This window comes from Aminobacter sp. GW821-FHT11F06 (assembly GCF_058808215.1).
Genome location: NZ_JBXARL010000002.1, coordinates 31559 through 49871, shown reverse-complemented (window position 1 = coordinate 49871; position 18313 = coordinate 31559). Strand labels below are relative to the sequence as shown.

Sequence of the window (18313 nt, the reverse complement as noted above, 5' to 3'; positions counted from 1 at the left end):
GGTTTGGTCGTCTCGACCGTTCTTCGGTCTGACCTCCAGTCATGTTGCTCTCAGCGTGTATTCTTTTATACGATAATATGCGTTGAGAGTTGCATGAAATTAGACGCACATCGAGTCGTCGGTGTTTTTCAAGCAAAGGCGGTCGCAGCAACTCTCGGTCCGGACAGGGGCGTTATCGTGATCCATGGGGGGCAGGGGCGGGCTTCGGGACGAGCGGTGCCATGGATGTCATCGCGCCGCGCGCAAGCTCGTTGCGGCTGCGCTTTCGCCAGGCCGTATGGCAAAGCCCGATTCAAGATTTTGAATGCAGTGGCACCGCCCCGAGCCGTTCGGCGTCTTGGGATAGGCCGTCCCAGCCGTTGCAGCGGCCCTGCGCTTGGAAGCGCGCCGTATGAGTTATGTGGCTAACAGCGTATTGGCTTGCCCATCCGCTCGCCAAAGCTGGAGCGGTCCAAGATGGTCAGCCCCTGCCGAGGATAGCCTTGAGATTGATGCTGCCGTCGCTGGCGCCAAAGCGCATTGACCTGCGCGCCCTGTCGATCGCGGCGGTCACCGTCTGGAGGGCTTCATCCTTTTTGCCCTCGAAGATCATCTGATTGAGCGCCGTGGTGTATTCCACGGCGGAGATGTTGCCCGTCACGCCTTGATAGGCCGACAAGGCGAGCGCGAGCCGTGAGGTTGTGCGCTCGAGTTGCGACGCCAGAACGAGGTTGCCGTAGATCAGGGCCAAAAGCGTGGCATGCTCCATATGCAAGCGCCGGATCGTGTGCAGTTCGCCAGCCTCTTTTTCTGCCTGCGCATGCAGCGCCAACTTCGCGCGTTGCTCCGCGGTGATATTGTGTGGCTGGTCGGCGAGTTTGCCGACAATATAGGCGCACATCGCCGATACCGCTTCGCAGAGCTCGAGTGCGTCGCGCGGGGATGGCAGGGCAATATAGGCGCCGCGGTTCAGCGGCAGCGAAACGACACCTTCCTGCTCCATGATCACCAGCACCTTGCGGATGACGGTGCGGCTGACGCCGTAGATCTCGCTCAAGGCTATTTCTTCAAGCTTGACGCCGGGGTGCAGCGATTGGCAAATCACCGCATTCCATATGTCATTGTAAATGTTAGCTTCCACGCCAACCAACGGCGCGACGATCAGCGACAACGCATCCTGATCGCTCATGGCCGGGGACAGATAGTGTGCAGGCATGGACGCTCCTTTGAAACAACTACGAATGGACCAGCTGCGTGCGAGGATCACGCCTTTCTATACGTCGTGAGGAGCTTTGAAGCGCTGCTCGTCAATTGGATTGTATTCGTAGGCATCAGTGATCCCTATCTGAATACGTCTCCTGGAGCCTGTTGGAATGTTTGCCTAGCACGCTGTCAAGCGCTGCGGCCTTTCTATCTGTCCTTGTGGACCTGCCTCCTCCGCATCATAGGGAATCCCCTCCCGCCCTTGATGCTCTGCTCCCGCGCCGTCTAGAGTTTCGCTCCATAACTCATTGCCACGTGGTAAAGCGCGGAACTTGCGGCAACCTTGCACCACAAGGCATGTCGCCTAAATTAGAACGCTCTTCTTACTTAGTGCAAGAAAATCAATCATGTATGGCGTGGAATCGTCAACGGCTTCGACAATGAATTGGCCCAAGGCGGGCGGAGTTGGATCGAACCCATGAGGAACAGGCAGTGTAAAACTACCTGTAAAACTGCGACAATCTCGGGAGAAGAAAATCAGCCGCAAGGCCTTGTGGCACAAGCTGGAGCGGGTAGCGGGAATCGAACCCGCGCGTTCAGCTTGGGAAGCTGACAGGCTACCATTACATCATACCCGCGCGGGCACTTGGTTAGCATTCGCGATCCGGCTCGGCAATCGGGAAACGCTTCGATCTCACCAAACGATGCTGGCCGAGATGCTGGGAACCAAAGGCACCCGCAGACAAAGCCGTGCTATCTCGCCATAGGCCGACCACATTGGGTGGCCTGCCGGGCAATAAGGTTGCGATGCTGGCATGTTTGACATAATGTAAATACAAAATCAGACCGTGCTAAAGAGTAAGAAGATTTCCGAAATTTCCGGAAATGGGACGTGGCGAACTATAAACTATGACTGTACCAGTATATGTCCTCAATCTTGATCGTTCTCAAGATCGGCTCCTAGCCATCCACAAGAGCGCCACCGAATTCGGCATAGAGTTAATCCGAGTTGCTTCTGTCGACGGCAATTCGTTGACACCCGAGCAGGCAGGCGTGATCGACTTGCGGAGCTTTGAACGTTTTTGCGGCAAGAAGGTCCTGGCCGGAGAAATAGGCTGCTACCTTAGCCACCTGAAAGCGCTGGAACTCATTGCCAACGGTGCGGACGAGTTTGCGGTCATCGTGGAGGATGACGTGCAGTTTACCGGCGATTTTGCCGTAGTCCTCAACGAAATTACCCAAATTAGCGGCTGGGGCATAGTCAAGCTGGTCAATCATCGGACACGTGGCTTCATCAAGTACCTGACCTTGAACAAGGATTTTGCGCTCGGCCGCTGCCTGCATGGCTCGTTGGCGAGCTCGGCCGCCTATGCGGTCAGGCGCGAGGCGGCGAAGCAACTGCTGGAAACACTGCGCCCGATGGTCGTTCCCATCGATGTCGAGATCGAGCGAGGCTGGGCGAACGGCGTAGCTGTCTTCACCACTGACAAGCCGGCCGTGCAGTTCAGTCGCTCAGCCAGCACGATCCTGGTCCAGAAGGCTGGCTACAAAGCAATGAAGTTCCCATTTTATCGGCGCATCGGCACGCTTGTGTATCGTGCCAGCGAGTATGTCCGCCGCGTCGCCTATGCTCTGACGCCCGCGTCGCTGCAGCGCGAAAAGAGCCCCGCATCTTGAAGCAGGATCTGCAATAAGGATATTCGATCAACGGTCGAATCGCAGGAGACTGAACTTGTCCGGATTGGTGCGTTTTCTCGGGGACACCCCGCTTCGGGTGTTCATCAAGCTCCTGGTCATCTCATTCCTCGTCGGCATCGTCATGAGCGCCTTCGGCTGGTCGCCCTTCGACGTGCTCTACGGCATCCGCAATTTCTTCCTCGATATCTGGAACATGGGCTTCCGCGCCATCGACCGCTTCCTGGGCTATTTCCTGCTGGGTGCGGCGATCGTCATCCCGGCCTTCATCATCCTCAGGCTGTTCAGCTACCGCAAATAGCGGGTCGAGCATTTCCCGACCAAAGCAAGCTTTCGTTGGGGCAAGTGCTGCCTGCGGGTTGCGGGCGTTGGGGAAACCGAGGCATGTGCCCCAGCGGACGAGATTCGGCCGCAGTGGAGGGGACTTAGTTGGACATCGCATCATCCGAGGGTCGCGCGGCGCCTTTTTCCGTCACCAATCGTTCGGTGCTGGCAATCGCGGTGCCGATGACGCTGGCCTACCTCACGACGCCGCTGATCGGTCTCGTTGGCACGGCCGTCGTCGGACAATTCGGCGACGCGGCACTACTGGGCGGACTGGCGGCGGGTGCTGTCGCTTTCGACGTGGTGTTCACCAGCTTCAACTTCCTGCGCGCCGGCACGACCGCGCTCGTTGCCCAGGCCTTCGGCCGCAGCGATGATCTTGAAGAGCAGGCGGTGTTCTGGCGCGCCGCCGTCGTCGCCATCATCGTCGGCATCGTGCTTGCGCTCACGGCACCGCTGACGTCCATGGCTGGCCAGTGGTTCATGTCGGCGGAGCAGCGCGTCAACGAAACACTCGACGCCTATGTCCGCATCCGCATGCTGGGCGCTCCCTTCGCGCTGATGAACTATGCCATCCTCGGCTACGTCCTGGGGCGCGGCGAGGGCGGCTTTGGCCTTATGCTTCAGCTGGCGCTCAACGGCGTCAACATCGTGCTGTCGATCCTGCTTGGCCTGCATTTCGGCTGGGGCGTCGAGGGCGTTGCCTGGGCGGCGGTCGCAGGCGAAGCCGCCGGCATGGTTGTCGGGCTGGTGGTGCTGGTCAGGCGCTTTGCTCGCGGACCTCGGCTGGCACAGGCGCGAGTCTTCGACGCACAAGCCTTCCGCCGCATGTTCGTGCTCAACCGCGACATCATGATCCGCTCGTTTTCGCTGCTTGCAGCCTTTGCTTTGTTCACGCGCCAGGGCGCGCAGTTCGGCACGGTGACGCTTGCGGCCAATGCTGTGCTGATGAACTTCTTCCTGGTCGCGGGCTTTTTCCTCGACGGTTTTGCCACCGCTGCCGAACAGCTTGCTGGCCGCGCCGTTGGCGCGCGCTACGAGCCGGCCTTCCGCAAGGCGGTCTATCTCTGCTCGATCTGGGGCTTTGCGCTGGCCGGCACCATGACGACCGTGCTTTTGGTGTTCGGCGCCGACCTGATCGCCTTGATCTCGACCGCCGAAGAGGTGCGCGCGGCGGCGATCGCCTTCCTGCCCTGGGCAGCGTTCACGGCGGTCAGCGGCGTGCTGGCCTTCCAGATGGACGGCGTGTTCATCGGCGCTGCCTGGTCGCGCGACATGCGCAACATGATGATGCTGTCGCTGGGCGCGTTCGTCGTCGCCTTGCTGACCTTGACGCCAGCCTTTGGCAATCACGGCCTTTGGGCGGCATTGCACCTATTGTTGATCGTGCGCGGGCTATGCCTGCTGGCGATCCTGCGGCCGCGAGCGCGCGCGACCTTTCAGAGCGGTGCCGCCGCCCACTGATCGAGCTTGCTGTCGCGCAGCTCGGAAATGTTGGCGAGGCCTTTGCGCGCGGCGAAATCGGACATCCCGCGCACGATGCGTGCCGGCAGCGACGGGCCGGCATAGACCATGCCGGTGTAGAGCTGCACGAGATCGGCACCGGCGCGGATTTTTTCGAGCGCGGTCTCGGTCGAATCCACCCCGCCGACACCGATGATCGCGCGCTGCGGCCCGAGCAGCTTGCGCATGCGGGCAAGCACAGCCGTCGAACGTGCAAATAACGGCTTGCCCGACAGGCCTCCCGTCTCGCCGGCGTGGGTCGGGCTGCGCAGCGTCGGCCGGGCGATCGTGGTGTTGGAGACGATGACGCCGTCGATGCCCTTTTCGGTGACTTCGGCGGCAATGTCTTCGAGTTCGGCTTCGTGCAGATCGGGCGCGATCTTGAGGAAAATGGGAACCGGATGCCCGGCCTCGGCACGGGCGACGATCACACTTGCCAGCAGTTCAGCGAGCTGTTCGCGCGCCTGCATGTTGCGCAGGCTCGGCGTATTGGGCGAGGAGATGTTGACGGTGAGATAAGACGCATGGCGGGCGAAGCGTTTCACGCCGCTGATATAGTCGCCGATGCGGTTGGTGCTGTCCTTGTTGGCGCCGATGTTGACGCCGACGATGCCGGGCCGTCCCGCGCGGGCGATGAGACGCTTTTCGCAGGCATCATGGCCTTCATTGTTGAAGCCGAGCCGGTTGATGACGGCGTCGTCTTCGACGAGGCGGAAGATGCGCGGCTTGGGATTGCCGGCCTGCGGCAGCGGCGTCACCGTGCCGATTTCGGCAAAACCGAAACCAAGGCCGAGCAGCGCGTCCGGTACGTCGCCGTTCTTGTCGTAGCCGGCCGCCATGCCCAGCGGATTGGGGACATCGAGACCGGCGATCTTCAACCGCAAACGGGCATCGCGCGGGGCACGGCCACCCACCGGCAGGCCGCAGCGCAGGGCCTTGATCGACATGCCGTGCGCGGTCTCGGCATCGAAGCTGAACAGCAGGTGCCGGCCAAGTCGCTCGAACGCGCTCATGCCTCAAGCTCCGGGAAGTCGTGGGCGCCATCGGCCTTGAGCGGCAAGGCACGAACCCATTTGGCGGCACTCGTTTCGAGCGGCGCGTAAAGATGCGGAAACAAAGCACCACCGCGCGACACTTCGTACTTCAGCGCCGGCCCGAGCCTGTCGGCGTCGATGGCGACAAGCAGCAGATTGTCCTGGCCAGCGAAATGTTTTGCCGCCGTCTCCACAACCTGTTCGGCGGTCGAGAAATGGATGAAGCCATCGGCGAGATCGATGGGCGCGCCTTGGAAAATCCCGGCCCGCTCGGCTTCACGCCACATTGGTTCGGGGCAGATCTTGTAGATGGTCTTCGTCATATGCGCGCTATAGGCTGAAAGCATGGTGCGGGAAAGGGCAGCTTGGCTTGCCCCACCGCAATTTGGGCCTATTGGGGCGCGACAATTCGCACCGTCCGCAAATGGAGACAGTCATGCGCCGTGCCTTTTTGATGTTTGTTCCGCTGCTCGCCGGGTTCAGCGCCGGTTCGGCATCTGCCGCCGAGGGGCAGCGCTTCCAGATGGAAAAGACCGACAAGGGATATGTCCGCATGGACACCCAGACCGGCGAGATGTCGATCTGCGAGGAGCGCGACAATCAGCTGGTGTGCAAGCTTGCCGCCGACGAACGCTCGGCACTCCAAGATGAGATCGGCCGCCTGCAAGGCAATATCAAGACGATTGAAGAGCGCGTGGTAAAGCTTGAGAATTCGCTGACCGCCCGGATGGAATCGAAGCTGCCGACCGAAGAAGAATTCCAGAAGTCCATGGGCTACATGGACCGCTTTTTCCGCAGCTTCATGGGCATCGTCAAGGACATGGAAAAGGAAGACAAGGCGCCGCAGCCCGAGCCGGCGCCGAACAAGACTTGAGCATCGTCCTGAGTGCTTGCGCCCGAAAATTCAGCATGAAACGCTGCTTTGGTGATCCTTTTGACTTTAACTGCTTGAAAAGCCGGCACCGGGTCGCATAATCGCGCCCGACGGTCCAAGGCGCACAGAACGGTCGGGACCCCGGGAGGGATATTTGCCAGCAGGCCACAAGTTCGTCATCGCGGACGACCATCCGCTTTTTCGCGGAGCACTCAAACAAGCCATCGCCGGCCTTGCCGACGTGTCGAGCGTGCTGGAAGCCGGTGACTTCGAGAGCGTCAAGGCGATCGTTGCCGCCAATGAGGATATCGACATCGTCCTGCTCGACCTTTCGATGCCTGGCGCCTCAGGGCTTTCGGGGCTGATCTCGCTGCGCGGCATCCATGCGACGGTGCCCGTGGTCATCGTTTCGGCCCATGACGATCCCGTAACCATTCGCCGGGCGCTCGAGCTCGGTGCTTCGGGCTTCATCTCGAAATCGGCGAGTATGGACGCCATACGCAACGCCATCGAAGCCGTGCTGTCGGGCGAAATATCAGCACCTGGCGACATCGACCTCGGTGTCGAGCGCGACCCGGAAATCTCCGACCTGATCAAGCGTTTGCAATCGCTGACGCCGCAGCAGACGCGTGTGCTCGGCATGCTGGCGGAAGGGCTGCTCAACAAGCAGATCGCCTATGAGCTTGGCGTGTCGGAAGCGACCATCAAGGCGCATGTCTCGGCGATCCTGCAAAAGCTCGGCGTCGACAGCCGCACCCAGGCGGTCATCCTTTTGTCCAAGATCGGCAACGATCCGCGCCCGGCGGCGTAGCGCGCAGCCTATTCCGCGGCGTGTGCCATGCGCCGCATCCTGTTCATCATCGATCGCAGCACGGCCGGCTTCAGCGGCTTGTTGAGCACGGCGACGTCGATCTGGTCGGCGGCGGCGCGCACCTCGTTGGAGCGGTCGGCGGTGATCAACACCGCCGGTATCGCTTCGCCATATGCGCCGCGCAGGGTGCGGATGACGTCGAGGCCGTTTTCGCCGTCGAGATGATAGTCGGCGAGGATGATCTCAGGCGCCGGCCCGCTCGCCTGGTCGGCCTCGAAGGCCTCCGAGCCGGAATAGGTTCTGACCACGCAGCCCCAGCCTTCAAGCAGAAGCCGCATGCCTTCGAGGATGCGAGGGTCGTTGTCGATGCACACGACAGTCAGCCCGCTGAGCGCGGCCGCGGCCTGGATGCGGGGCCGCGCGCTTGTCGTGGCGGGCAGTTCCTCGGCGGTTGTGACGGGCAGGATCACCGAAAAGCGCGTGCCCTGGCCCTTGTGCGATTCGATCTGGATTTCGAGCTTGAGCACGCGCGCGATGCGGTCGACGATCGACAGGCCGAGCCCCAGTCCTTGCGCCTCGCGCGCACCGTCATCAAGGCGGGTGAACTCCTGGAACACGGTGCCGAGCTTGTCGGCGGCGATACCGATTCCGGTGTCGATCACCTGGATTTCGACGAGTTCGCCACGGCGCCTGACACCGACGACGATGCGGCCGTCGCGGGTGTATTTGATGGCGTTGGAAACCAGATTCTGGATCAGCCGGCGCAACAGGTTGCGGTCGGTGTTGACGATCGAAGTCGACGGCACGATCACCAGTTCGAGGTCCTTGGCACGCGCCATGGGCAGGAAGTCGGTGCCGATCTGGCGCAGCAGTCCGTCGAGGCGGAAAACGGTTTCGGCCGGCTTCATCGCACCGGCGTCGAGCCGGGAAATGTCGAGCACGGCGCCCAGGATGGTCTCGACCGATTCCAGCGAGGATTCGATGTTGCGGGCGGCGAGGCCGGCATTGCCCTTGCCGGCCTTTTCGATCAGCGAGGAGCAATAGAGGCGAGCGGCGTTGAGCGGCTGCAGGATGTCGTGGCCGGCGGCGGCGAGGAAGCGCGTCTTGCCGAGATTGGCCTCTTCGGCGAGCATCTGTGCCTGGGCCAGTTCCTCGTTGACGCGGGTCAGTTCGGCGGTGCGGCTCTTGACGCGCTGCTCCAGAGACTCGTTGGCCCGCTTGAGGGCGAGATCGGCGGCGACGCGCGCGGAGATGTCGGTGTAGGTCGCAACGATGCCGCCATCGGGCATCGGGTTGGAGCTCATCTCGATGATCCTGCCGCTGGTTTGCAACTCGATCTGCCAGGCGCCGCCGAAATTGGTCAAGCGGTTGAGCGTGGTCAGCCGCGAGGTCTGCGAGATGTCCCCGCGCGTCACGAGGTAACCGAGGATGCGGTCGATCGAAACGCCGACCTGTCCCATCTCGTCGGGCAGGTCGAACAGCGAACGGTATTGGCGGTTCCAGCAGATCAGGCGGAAATCCTGGTCGAAGACGGTGATGCCCTGCTCCATCTGGTCGAGCGCGATCTGAAGCAGGTCGCGGTTGTGCTGCAAGGCTTCGGTGGCGTCGTCGAGCAGGCGGAACGTGTCTTTTGAGGCGTTGTCGCCGCGTTTGAACAGCAAAGACAAGATCAGCCGCGCCGAAGACGAGCCGACAGCGCTTGCCATCAGCTGCTCGGAAAAACGGATCACATCCATGCCAGCGGGGTCGTTGCCGTTGAGCTTGCTGCCGCTCTCGCTCTGGAAGGTCTGGAACGAGCGTTCGGTGCGTTCGACGCCGAGATAGCGAGAGATGGTGTCCTTGAGATCGTTGACGGTGGTGGTGGTGCGGAAGCGGCGCAGCGAAGGCATCGGGCTTGAATCGCGCGGCACGAAGATCGACGCCTGGATGCGCTCGAGCGGCACCGAGGCGCGTGACAGCGAGCCGAAGACAAAAAACAGCGCGTTGATCGCCAGGCTCCACAATACGCCATGATTGAGCGGCTCGGCGATCGTACCGAACAACGCCTGGGGCCTGAGCGCCTCGATGCCGAAAAGCCCGTCGGTGATGATCGAGGTGTCAGGCGCGGCAAGCGTCGGCAGCATCAGCGTGTAGCACCACACGGCGATGCCGGCCGCCATGCCAAGGGCTGCACCCCTGGCATTGGCGCGGCGCCAGATCAGCCCGCCGATGAAGGCCGGCGCGAACTGCGCGATGGCCGCAAACGACATCAGGCCGATGGAGGCAAGGCGCGTGTTGTTGGTGCTCTCGCGATAATAGAGGAAGGCGACGAACAGGATGATGAAGATCGAGGCGCGGCGGATGTTGAGGATGATCGCCGACCAGTCTTCGGTGTCGCCGGATTTGATCTTGATCATGCGCCGCACGAAGATCGGGATGACGAGGTCGTTGGAGATCATGATCGATAGCGCCACGCTCGCCACGATCACCATCGCCGTGGCCGCCGACAGACCACCGATGAAGGCGACCATGGCGAGCAGGTCGTGACCCTTGAGCAGCGGCAGCGACAGCACATAGAGGTCGCTGGTCGTTGCGGTGCCGACGGTGGACAGACCGGCGAAGGCGATCGGCAAGACGAACAGGTTGATCGCCACCAGATAGGCCGGGAATACCCATGTCGCGGTGCGCAATTCGCTTTCGCTGCGGTTTTCGACGATCATGACGTAGAACTGGCGCGGCAGCATGATGATGGCGAAGCCGCTGATGATGGTCACCACCAGCCAGGTGCCAAGCGAGGTGCTGTAGCCCATGGCGTCGCCGACCTGCTCGGTGGCAGCGAAGCTCCTGAGCATGTCGCCGGGACCGTCGAACAGGGAGAAGGTGACGAACAGGCCGACCGCGAGGAAAGCGACCAGCTTGACGATCGACTCGACGGCGACGGCCAGCACCAGCCCGTTCTGATGCTCGGTGGCGTCGGCATGGCGAGTGCCGAACAGTGTGGCAAACAGCGCCAGAAGCAATGCCACGACCAGCGAGATGTCGCTGACGAATGGGTCGAAGGAGGGCGGGAAACCGGTGTAATGCTCAACCATCAGGCTGACCGAACCCGAGATCGCCTTGAGCTGGAGCGCGATATAGGGGATGGCACCGACGGTGGCGATCAGCGTTGCGATGGAGCCGACGGCGAAACTCTTGCCGTAGCGCGCGCCCAAAAAGTCGGCGATCGAGGTGATCTTTTCGGCCTTGGCCAGCTTGATGACACGGCTGAGCAGCGGGAAGCCGAACATGAAGACCAGCACCGGGCCGACATAGATGGCGAGGAATTCGAGCCCGCGCTCGGAGGCGAGCCCGACCGAGCCGAAGAAGGTCCAGGACGTGCAGTAAATGGCAAGGCTGAGCGCATAGATGAACGGACGCGGCCGGCCGGGCCCTGAGGTCGCGGCCCTGCGGTCGCCGATGCTCGCGATGGCGAACAACAGCGTGACATAGGCAATGGCGATGAAGACGACGGCCAGGCCTTGCACTGCTAATTCTCGCTCCCTTGAAGGCCCCTTGCCTCCAAGGTGAGGCAATCACAGCTTGGCGGGCAAGTCTATTATCCTTGTCTCCTACATGCAGCGGGGTCGCCGCAGGACGTGGCCATTGTCGGCGTCGATATTGGCGGGTTTTGCAACTGGCAGTTTTTGCTATTGTGGCAGCAATTGGCGGCAGGCAGTGTGTCTCGATTCGCCGTCTCGCAGACCACGACAAGGAGGGTTCTATGATTAAGGAATTCCAGGAATTCATTGCCAAGGGCAATGTGATGGATCTTGCCGTCGGCGTGATCATCGGCGGCGCCTTCGGCCTGATCGTTTCGTCGCTGGTGGCGGATATCATCATGCCGATCGTCGGCGCTGTCTTCGGCGGCTTCGATTTCTCCAACTACTTCCTGCCGCTGTCATCTTCGGTCACAGCGACGAACCTTGTGGAAGCCAAGAAGCAGGGCGCGGTCTTCGCCTACGGCAACTTCTTCACCGTGGTCATCAACTTCATGATATTGGCCTGGATCATCTTCCTGATGGTCAAGGGTGTGAACTCCATGCGCAAACGGTTGGAAAAGGAAAAGGCAGCCGGCCCGGCAGCGCCTCCGCCCGCCGATGTCGCGCTCCTGACCGAAATTCGCGACCTTCTCGCCAAGAAATAATCTGCCGTTATCTCGCTCTGGCATGCTGAAAAACCCCCGGCTGGCTGGACCGCCGGGGGTTCTTTCGTTTCAGCGGTCGGGCTACGACTTGTTTCCAAGACAAACACTCAACCTGGGATGATCATGAGCCTTATCGACATGGTTCGCACTGAGGCCCGTCTCGCGCCCGTCAGCGGCATCGAGGCGGTGGCAAATTACGGGCGCGACCGCGCCGGGCTCATTCCGCTGTGGTCCGGCGAAGGCGACATGCCGACACCTGACTTCATCAGCTCGGCCGCCGCGCGTGGGCTCGCCAATGGCGAAACCTTCTACACCTGGCAGGCCGGCATCCCGGACTTGCGCCAGGCGCTCGCCCGCTACCACAAGCGCCATTTCGGCATGGACTTTTCCGAGGACGAATTCATCGTCACCATCGGGGGCATGCAGGCGATCACCATGGCGCTGCAGGTGGCGGTGGGCGCCGGCGACGAGGCGCTATATCTCGCGCCCGCCTGGCCGAACTTTGCAGGTGCTGCGGGAGTGGCCGGCGTCAAGCCGGTGCCGGTGCTGCTCGACATGACCGACAATGGCTGGAGCTGCGATGTCGAAAAGATCGCGGCAGCCATTACCCCGCGCACCAAGGCGATCTTCGTCAACACGCCGTCCAACCCGACCGGCTGGACCGCCGACCGCGAGACCCTGCGGGCCATCCTCGACCTGGCGCGCAAGAACAACCTCTGGATCATCGCCGACGAGATCTATGCGCTGTTTCATTTCGGCGGGCACCGCGCGGCGTCGTTCATGGACATCATGGATCCGGAAGACAAGATCCTGTTCGTCAACACCTTCTCCAAGAACTGGGCGATGACCGGCTGGCGTGTCGGCTGGCTGCGCGTGCATCCTTCGCTCAGCCGGACCTTCGAAAACCTGGTTCAGTATTCGACATCTGGTGTGGCGCAGTTCATGCAGCGCGGCGCGATCGCGGCACTCGACGATGGCGACGACTTCATCGTCTCGCAGGTCGAGCGTGCCCAGCAAGCACGCGACATCGTCTGCAAGGTTCTGGGCGACACCGGCAAGGTTCGCTTCAGCGTACCGCCGGGCGCCTTCTACCTGTTCTTTTCAGTCGACGGCATGAAGGATGCCGAGGCGGCGGCCTTCGACATCGTCGACAAGGCGGCCGTTGGCGTCGCACCCGGCACGGCTTTTTGTGCCGGTGGCGAGGGCTTTCTGCGCTTGTGCTTCCACCGCCGCCTCGACCAGATCGAGGAAGCCTCGCATCGGCTGGCGAAATGGATCAACGCGCGGTAGGCGGATAGGTCGCTGACGAAGCGGCGGCGAAGGATCGCCACGAAGTTCGTCCTTCGAGGCTCGCCCGCCGACTTTTACTCTATCTTTACAATGCCTTAGCGGGCTCGCACCTCAAGGATGAGGACGGTTGGCGCCAACGGTCCTCATCCTTGAGGTGCGAGCCCGCGCGACAGCTAAAATCTTGATGCTAGTGCCTGTGGGCGAGCCTCGAAGGACGCACCACAGGGCTTGCCGCTCAGCCGCCCGATTGCGGCACCAGCAAGGAAACGATGCGCTCGCTCTTGGCAATCTCGGTGTGGCCCTCGGTGCGATACGGAATGCCGAGTGCGTTCCAGGTCTCGACCAGCGCTTCCTTGAGCTCTGCGATCAACGCGTCCGTATGGAACGGCGTTGGCGTGATGCGCAGGCGCTCGGTGCCGCGCGGCACTGTCGGGTAGTTGATCGGCTGGATGTAGATGCCGTGGACGCCGAGAAGGCGGTCGCTGGCCATCTTGCACAGCTCGGGATCGCCGACCAGAATCGGCACGATATGCGTTGGCGACTCCATGACCGGCAAGCCGGCGTCGGCGAGCATCTGCTTGGCCTGCGTCGCCTGACGCTGCTGGGCGTCACGCTCGACTTGCGAGTTCTTGAGATGGCGGATCGATGCGGTGGTTGCGGCGGCAATCGCCGGGGGCAGGGCGGTGGTGAAGATGAAGCCCGGTGCGTAGGAGCGCACGGCGTCGACCACTGAACGGGTGCCGGTGATGTAGCCGCCGAGCGTGCCGAATGCCTTGGCGAGCGTGCCCTCGATGATGTCGATGCGATGGGCAAGGCCCTCGCGCTCGGTGATGCCGCCGCCTCGCGGGCCGTACATGCCGACCGCGTGGACCTCGTCGATATAGGTCATGGCATTGTACTTCTCGGCAAGGTCGGCAATCTCGGCGATCGGTGCGATGTCGCCGTCCATCGAATAGACGCTCTCGAACACGATCAGCTTGGCGCGCTCGCGGCCCGCAGCCTGCAGCAGGCTTTCGAGATGGGCGACGTCGTTGTGACGGAAGATCTTCTTTTCAGCACCGGAGCGGCGCACGCCCTCGATCATCGAGGCATGGTTGAGTTCGTCGGACAGAACCAGGCAGTTCGGCAGAAGCTTGGCGATTGTCGAGATCGCGGCTTCGTTGGAGACGAAGCCCGACGTGAAGACGAGACCCGCTTCCTTGCCGTGGAGATCGGCGAGCTCATGCTCGAGATCGACCAGCGGATGGTTGTTGCCGGAGATGTTGCGCGTGCCGCCAGCGCCGGTGCCCATATTGCCGGCGGCTTTCTGCATCGCCGCCACCACATCGGGGTGCTGGCCCATGCCGAGATAGTCGTTCGAGCACCACACGGTGATTTCTTGTGCCCGGCCATTGGAACGCCAGATCGCGCGCGGGAACTTGCCGACGATGCGCTCCAGATCGGCGAACACGCGATAACGGCGCTCGGCGTGGATTTGGTCGATCGCTTCTTCGAAAAACCGCTGGTAATTCATGTGGACGTCCCAATTTTTCAACCGCGAGCATAATCAACGGCCGGTTCGGCGTCCATCGACCGTTTTTGGTCAAAATGCCACGCCCTCGACATGCCAAACGACCATGGAACACCAAAACGTCCCTTGATGTGGATCAAACTCCGCTGCGACCGAATGGTCAACGTGATCGGGCAGCGAAAGTCCTGTCTCGCATTCGCCAGTATTGTCGCGCTACACAGGGCCAAGCGAAGTCTGATACGGAGTTTTTAGATGGCGGTATTGGTGACGGGCGGGGCGGGCTATATCGGCAGCCATATGGTCTGGGAGCTGCTCGATGCCGGGGAGCAAGTCGTCGTGCTCGACCGCCTTTCGACCGGTTTCGACTGGGCGGTGGCGCCCGAGGCGACCCTTGTCAGGGGCGATGTCGCCGACCAGGAACTCGTGGGCAAGCTGATCCGCGAGCATGGCGTCGACGCCATCATCCATTTCGCTGGCTCGATCGTCGTGCCGGAATCGGTCGCCGATCCGCTCGGCTATTACGAAAACAACACCTGCAAGACCCGCAGCCTGATCGAGACGGCGGTGCGCGGTGGCGTGAAGCATTTCATCTTTTCGTCGACCGCAGCCGTCTATGGCGCCGCCGGCATGGAGCCGGTGGTGGAGGACGCGCGCCTGGCGCCGGAATCGCCTTACGGCCTGTCCAAGCTGATGAGCGAATGGATGCTGCGCGATGCGGCCGTCGCCCACCCGCTACGCTACACCGCGCTGCGCTATTTCAACGTCGCAGGTGCTGATCCTAAGGGACGCACCGGCCAGTCAACCAAAGGCGCCACCCATCTGATCAAGGTCGCTTCGGAGACCGCGCTCGGCAAGCGCGCCTCGATGCAGGTTTACGGCGACGATTATGCTACGCCTGACGGTACCTGCGTGCGCGATTATATCCACGTCTCGGACCTTGCCGCAGCACACCGGCTGGCGCTCGCTCGCCTGCGCGCCGGCGGCGGCAATCTCGTCGCCAATTGCGGCTATGGCCACGGCTATTCGGTGCTCCAAGTCATCGACAGCGTGCGGCGCGTGCATGGTGGCGATTTCACTGTCGAGATGGGCCCCCGCCGGGCCGGCGACGCGGCCTCCGTCGTTGCCAATGCGGACCTCGCGCGCGGCGAACTCGGCTGGGCGCCCAAGCACGACGATCTCGACGCCATCGTGGGCGACGCGCTTAATTGGGAAAAACTGCTCAGCCGCAAGAATTCCGTCGCTGGCTGAGGCTGGCTCAGCCGATTCCTGCCGGCATCTCTCGAAATGCCGCGCCGCAAAGGCTAGTGGTGCGGCGTGGAGGCAAAATTCCCGGCGGTCGTGGGTTCCCGGTCAGAGCCCGATATCAACTTGGGTACGAAATGAAGATCCTGGTTCTCGGCGCAGGCGTGGTCGGAACGGCGGCAGCCTATTATCTGGCCCGCGACGGCCATGAGGTCACTGTTCTCGAGCGCCATCCGGCGGCGGCACGCGGCACCAGCTATTCCAATGCCGGCCTGGTCTCGCCGGGCGACGCTACCGCCTGGGCTTCGCCGGCAGCGCTCAAGACCTTCATCCGCTCGCTCTACACACCCGACCTCGGCATCAAGGTCAGGCTGCGGCTCGATCCCTATTTCTATGCCTGGAGCCTGCGTTTCCTGTTTCAGTGCACGACAGCACGGCTGCGCGCCAACAGCGAGGTCAAGCTCAGGCTCGCGCTATACGCGCGCCAGTGCATCAACGAGATTTCGGCCGAAACCGGCCTTGCCTATGACGAGCGCCGCAAAGGCATCCTCTATTTCTTCCGTTCACAAAAGAGCCTCGACGAAGGCAGCGAGAACTACCGCTTTCTGGCCGAACACGGACTGCCGATAGAGATCGTCGACCGCAACCGCATGGTCGAACTGGAGCCTGGCCTTGCGGCGGCCAAAGACGGCATTGCTGGCGGTGTCTATTCGCCGATCGACCAGACCGGCGATTCCCGCATGTTCGTCGAAAGCCTGGCCGCCTACGCCACCGAGCGTCTCGGTGTGAAGTTCATGTTCGACACCACTGTCGAAGACCTTGTCGTCGACGGCGACCGCGTCAGCGGCGTGAAGACCTCATCTGGCATTGTCGCAGCGGAAGCCGTTGTCATCGCCATGGGACCGGAAAGCGGTCTGCTCGGCCGGCGCCACGGCATCGACCTGCCCGTCTATCCGGTCAAGGGCTATACGGCGACCGTGCCGCTGGACGATCCCGAAAGGGGGCCAACGATGGGCGGCGCCGATGAGGACAATCTGATCGCCTATTCGCGCCTCGGCGACCGGTTGCGGCTGGCCTCGACCGCTGAATTCGCCGGCTTCGACCGCAGCCACAAGCCGCAGGATTTCGCCCGACTGTTCAAGGCCGGCAAGGAGCTGTTCCCCGGCGCCTTCGATCCCGCCAAGGCCGAGCTCTGGGCAGGCCTGAGGCCGATGATGCCTGGCTCGGTGCCGGTCATGGGCCGGGCCCGCTTCAAGAACCTTTACCTCGACACGGGCCATGGCCATGTCGGCTGGACCATGGCCTGCGGCTCCGGCAAGTTCCTTGCCGACCTGATCGCCGGGCGCAAGCCCGAGATTGATCCGCAGGGCCTGGTCTACAGGGGCTGATTCAGTGCCGGCCCAGGCGCTGGCGGGATTCATAGAGATATTGCATGCCGATGATGACGGCTGCGATCAGCAGATAAAAAACCGACACGACCAGCAGCACTTCGATCGCCTTGTAGGTGTCGGCTATGATCGTGGTCGAAGCGGCGGTCAGCTCATCGATGGCGACGAGGCTGGCAAGCGAACTGCCCTTGACCATCTGGATGGCGTTGGAAAACAGCGAAGGCGCTGCCAGCCGGTAGGCCTGCGGGATCATCACCTTCCAATAGATGGCGAAGGGCTTCAGCCCGAGTGCCTTTGCTGCATCGAGCTGGCCTTGGGGCACGCTTTCGAAGCCTGAGCGCAGGAATTCGAGATTATAGGCGGTCGAAGCGAAGATCAGGCCGATCAGCGCCGAGGGAACCGGCTCGAGATAGATGCCGAGCCGGGGCAGGCCGTAATAGAGCCCAAACAGCAGTGCCAGCACCGGCGCTGCGCGGGCAAAGAAGCTGTAGCCGATGATCAGCCGCCGGAAGGCGCCATTGGGCCGCTGCATGTAGATGGCGAGCGGCAGCGCCAGAAGGTTCGACACGGCAATGACGATCACCGAAATCAGCAGCGTCATGCCAAGCCCGTTGAGCAGCATGCGCTGGTAGGTGGGGTCGAGCAGGATGCTCATCGCGCGACTGCCTGCTTGGGCTTGCGCTCGTTGAACATAAGCAGCGGTGTCACGATCAGGATGTAGAGCCCGACGGCCAGCGTCAGGAAGGTGAAGGGCGCGTTGGTGGCAGCGATGCCCTGCTTGGTGACATAGAGGATTTCGCTGACCGAAACCGCCGAGGCGATCGACATGCGTTTGACCGTGCCGATGGCGTAGGTGATCCAGCCCTTGCGCGCCAGCGGCAGAATCTGCGGGATGAGGATACGCAGGAACACCGCAGATGTCGGCAGGCCAAGCGCCTTGCCGGCCTCATACTGGCCGAAGGGGATCGTTGCCAGCGCGCCCTTGAATACCTGGTAGTCGAAGGCGATTCCGACCAGCGTAAACGCGATGATTGTCGAGCCGATCGGGCCGAAATCGAAACCGATCTGCGGCCCGCCGAAGAAGAACAGGAACAGGACAACCAGTTCCGGCACCGAGCGGAAGAAGGCGCTGAACGCCTCGATGCCTTTGCGCGGCAGCGATTTCTCGCGGCCGTAATGGACGAGCGAAAGCAGAAGGCCAAACAGCGCTGACAAGGTGAAGATCACCGCCGACAGCGCAATGGTGAGAACCGTCGCGGTCAACAGCCGCGGCAGCCAGGCAATTGCAATTTCCATCT

The 18313-nt window shown here is 62.0% G+C and carries 16 protein-coding genes and 1 tRNA gene; 9 read left to right on the top strand and 8 right to left on the bottom strand.

All coding sequences use genetic code 11. The features are described from left to right. Window positions 1-460: 460 nt before the first annotated feature. Together AC1RTB_RS04665 and AC1RTB_RS04660 are read right to left on the bottom strand one after the other, a co-directional pair. Window positions 461-1195, bottom strand: coding sequence for a GntR family transcriptional regulator (locus AC1RTB_RS04665; RefSeq protein ID WP_492875181.1), 735 nt, complete (start codon window positions 1193-1195; stop codon window positions 461-463). A gap of 551 nt (window positions 1196-1746) precedes the next feature. Further along, window positions 1747-1820, bottom strand: a tRNA-Gly gene (locus tag AC1RTB_RS04660). A 271-nt stretch (window positions 1821-2091) separates the two neighbouring features. On the opposite strand from AC1RTB_RS04660, the gene AC1RTB_RS04655 reads away from it, so the two are divergent. From AC1RTB_RS04655 to AC1RTB_RS04645, 3 genes are all read left to right on the top strand, one after another. Then, window positions 2092-2859 carry a glycosyltransferase family 25 protein gene (locus tag AC1RTB_RS04655; protein WP_492875179.1) on the top strand — a complete coding sequence of 256 codons (768 nt, stop codon included), beginning with the start codon at window positions 2092-2094 and terminating at the stop codon, window positions 2857-2859. A 55-nt stretch (window positions 2860-2914) separates the two neighbouring features. Then, a complete protein-coding gene (locus AC1RTB_RS04650) occupies window positions 2915-3178 on the top strand; it encodes a DUF6460 domain-containing protein (RefSeq protein ID WP_492875177.1) in 264 nt (87 codons plus the stop codon). Window positions 3179-3306: 128 nt separating this feature from the next. Continuing rightward, window positions 3307-4665: an MATE family efflux transporter gene (locus tag AC1RTB_RS04645; protein ID WP_492875175.1), complete on the top strand. Its 1359-nt coding sequence runs from the start codon at window positions 3307-3309 to the stop codon at window positions 4663-4665. Here the strand turns inward: AC1RTB_RS04645 and AC1RTB_RS04640 are convergent. Further along, window positions 4641-5717: a quinone-dependent dihydroorotate dehydrogenase gene (locus AC1RTB_RS04640; RefSeq protein WP_492875173.1), complete on the bottom strand. Its 1077-nt coding sequence runs from the start codon at window positions 5715-5717 to the stop codon at window positions 4641-4643. The two genes, AC1RTB_RS04645 and AC1RTB_RS04640, sit on opposite strands and share 25 nt — an antisense overlap. Beyond that, window positions 5714-6061, bottom strand: coding sequence for a DUF952 domain-containing protein (locus AC1RTB_RS04635; RefSeq protein ID WP_492875171.1), 348 nt, complete (start codon window positions 6059-6061; stop codon window positions 5714-5716). The genes AC1RTB_RS04640 and AC1RTB_RS04635 overlap by 4 nt, the downstream gene beginning before the upstream one ends. Before the next feature lie 113 nt (window positions 6062-6174). On the opposite strand from AC1RTB_RS04635, the gene AC1RTB_RS04630 reads away from it, so the two are divergent. Further along, complete coding sequence (locus tag AC1RTB_RS04630; protein WP_492875169.1) at window positions 6175-6612, top strand: hypothetical protein; 438 nt, start codon at window positions 6175-6177, stop codon at window positions 6610-6612. Between the two features lie 154 nt (window positions 6613-6766). Beyond that, window positions 6767-7423, top strand: coding sequence for a response regulator transcription factor (locus tag AC1RTB_RS04625; protein ID WP_492875167.1), 657 nt, complete (start codon window positions 6767-6769; stop codon window positions 7421-7423). A gap of 8 nt (window positions 7424-7431) precedes the next feature. On the opposite strand, the gene AC1RTB_RS04620 is transcribed toward AC1RTB_RS04625, so the two are convergent. Then, complete coding sequence (locus tag AC1RTB_RS04620; RefSeq protein WP_492875165.1) at window positions 7432-10926, bottom strand: PAS domain-containing hybrid sensor histidine kinase/response regulator; 3495 nt, start codon at window positions 10924-10926, stop codon at window positions 7432-7434. A gap of 236 nt (window positions 10927-11162) precedes the next feature. Between AC1RTB_RS04620 and mscL the strand changes: the two genes are divergently transcribed. Both mscL and AC1RTB_RS04610 read left to right on the top strand, forming a co-directional pair. Then, window positions 11163-11585 carry a large conductance mechanosensitive channel protein MscL gene (gene mscL / locus AC1RTB_RS04615; RefSeq protein WP_492875163.1) on the top strand — a complete coding sequence of 141 codons (423 nt, stop codon included), beginning with the start codon at window positions 11163-11165 and terminating at the stop codon, window positions 11583-11585. A 123-nt stretch (window positions 11586-11708) separates the two neighbouring features. Next, entirely contained in the window at window positions 11709-12875 is a 1167-nt protein-coding gene (locus tag AC1RTB_RS04610; RefSeq protein ID WP_492875161.1) for a pyridoxal phosphate-dependent aminotransferase, read from the top strand. A 235-nt stretch (window positions 12876-13110) separates the two neighbouring features. Here AC1RTB_RS04610 and hemA read toward each other — a convergent pair whose 3' ends face one another. Next, window positions 13111-14388 carry a 5-aminolevulinate synthase gene (hemA, locus tag AC1RTB_RS04605; protein WP_492875159.1) on the bottom strand — a complete coding sequence of 426 codons (1278 nt, stop codon included), beginning with the start codon at window positions 14386-14388 and terminating at the stop codon, window positions 13111-13113. A gap of 249 nt (window positions 14389-14637) precedes the next feature. Between hemA and galE the strand changes: the two genes are divergently transcribed. Beyond that, a complete protein-coding gene (gene galE / locus AC1RTB_RS04600) occupies window positions 14638-15633 on the top strand; it encodes a UDP-glucose 4-epimerase GalE (RefSeq protein ID WP_492875157.1) in 996 nt (331 codons plus the stop codon). 131 nt (window positions 15634-15764) lie between these two features. Then, entirely contained in the window at window positions 15765-17015 is a 1251-nt protein-coding gene (locus AC1RTB_RS04595; protein WP_492875155.1) for a D-amino acid dehydrogenase, read from the top strand. A 1-nt stretch (window position 17016) separates the two neighbouring features. Here AC1RTB_RS04595 and AC1RTB_RS04590 read toward each other — a convergent pair whose 3' ends face one another. Then, window positions 17017-17670, bottom strand: coding sequence for an amino acid ABC transporter permease (locus AC1RTB_RS04590; protein ID WP_492875153.1), 654 nt, complete (start codon window positions 17668-17670; stop codon window positions 17017-17019). Next, on the bottom strand, window positions 17667-18311 hold the full coding sequence (locus tag AC1RTB_RS04585; protein WP_492875151.1) for an ABC transporter permease subunit: 645 nt from the start codon (window positions 18309-18311) through the stop codon (window positions 17667-17669). Before AC1RTB_RS04585 ends, AC1RTB_RS04590 begins: the two co-directional genes overlap by 4 nt. Window positions 18312-18313 lie beyond the last annotated feature (2 nt).

Bases quoted from the DNA above. Each gene is read 5' to 3' on its own strand.
- AC1RTB_RS04665 (WP_492875181.1), bottom strand. From the start codon at position 1,195: ATGCCTGCACACTATCTGTCCCCGGCCATGAGCGATCAGGATGCGTTG.
- AC1RTB_RS04655 (WP_492875179.1), top strand. From the start codon at position 2,092: ATGACTGTACCAGTATATGTCCTCAATCTTGATCGTTCTCAAGATCGG.
- AC1RTB_RS04640 (WP_492875173.1), bottom strand. From the start codon at position 5,717: ATGAGCGCGTTCGAGCGACTTGGCCGGCACCTGCTGTTCAGCTTCGAT.
- AC1RTB_RS04635 (WP_492875171.1), bottom strand. From the start codon at position 6,061: ATGACGAAGACCATCTACAAGATCTGCCCCGAACCAATGTGGCGTGAA.
- AC1RTB_RS04630 (WP_492875169.1), top strand. From the start codon at position 6,175: ATGCGCCGTGCCTTTTTGATGTTTGTTCCGCTGCTCGCCGGGTTCAGC.
- mscL (WP_492875163.1), top strand. From the start codon at position 11,163: ATGATTAAGGAATTCCAGGAATTCATTGCCAAGGGCAATGTGATGGAT.
- AC1RTB_RS04610 (WP_492875161.1), top strand. From the start codon at position 11,709: ATGAGCCTTATCGACATGGTTCGCACTGAGGCCCGTCTCGCGCCCGTC.
- hemA (WP_492875159.1), bottom strand. From the start codon at position 14,388: ATGAATTACCAGCGGTTTTTCGAAGAAGCGATCGACCAAATCCACGCC.
- galE (WP_492875157.1), top strand. From the start codon at position 14,638: ATGGCGGTATTGGTGACGGGCGGGGCGGGCTATATCGGCAGCCATATG.
- AC1RTB_RS04595 (WP_492875155.1), top strand. From the start codon at position 15,765: ATGAAGATCCTGGTTCTCGGCGCAGGCGTGGTCGGAACGGCGGCAGCC.
- AC1RTB_RS04590 (WP_492875153.1), bottom strand. From the start codon at position 17,670: ATGAGCATCCTGCTCGACCCCACCTACCAGCGCATGCTGCTCAACGGG.
- AC1RTB_RS04585 (WP_492875151.1), bottom strand. From the start codon at position 18,311: ATGGAAATTGCAATTGCCTGGCTGCCGCGGCTGTTGACCGCGACGGTT.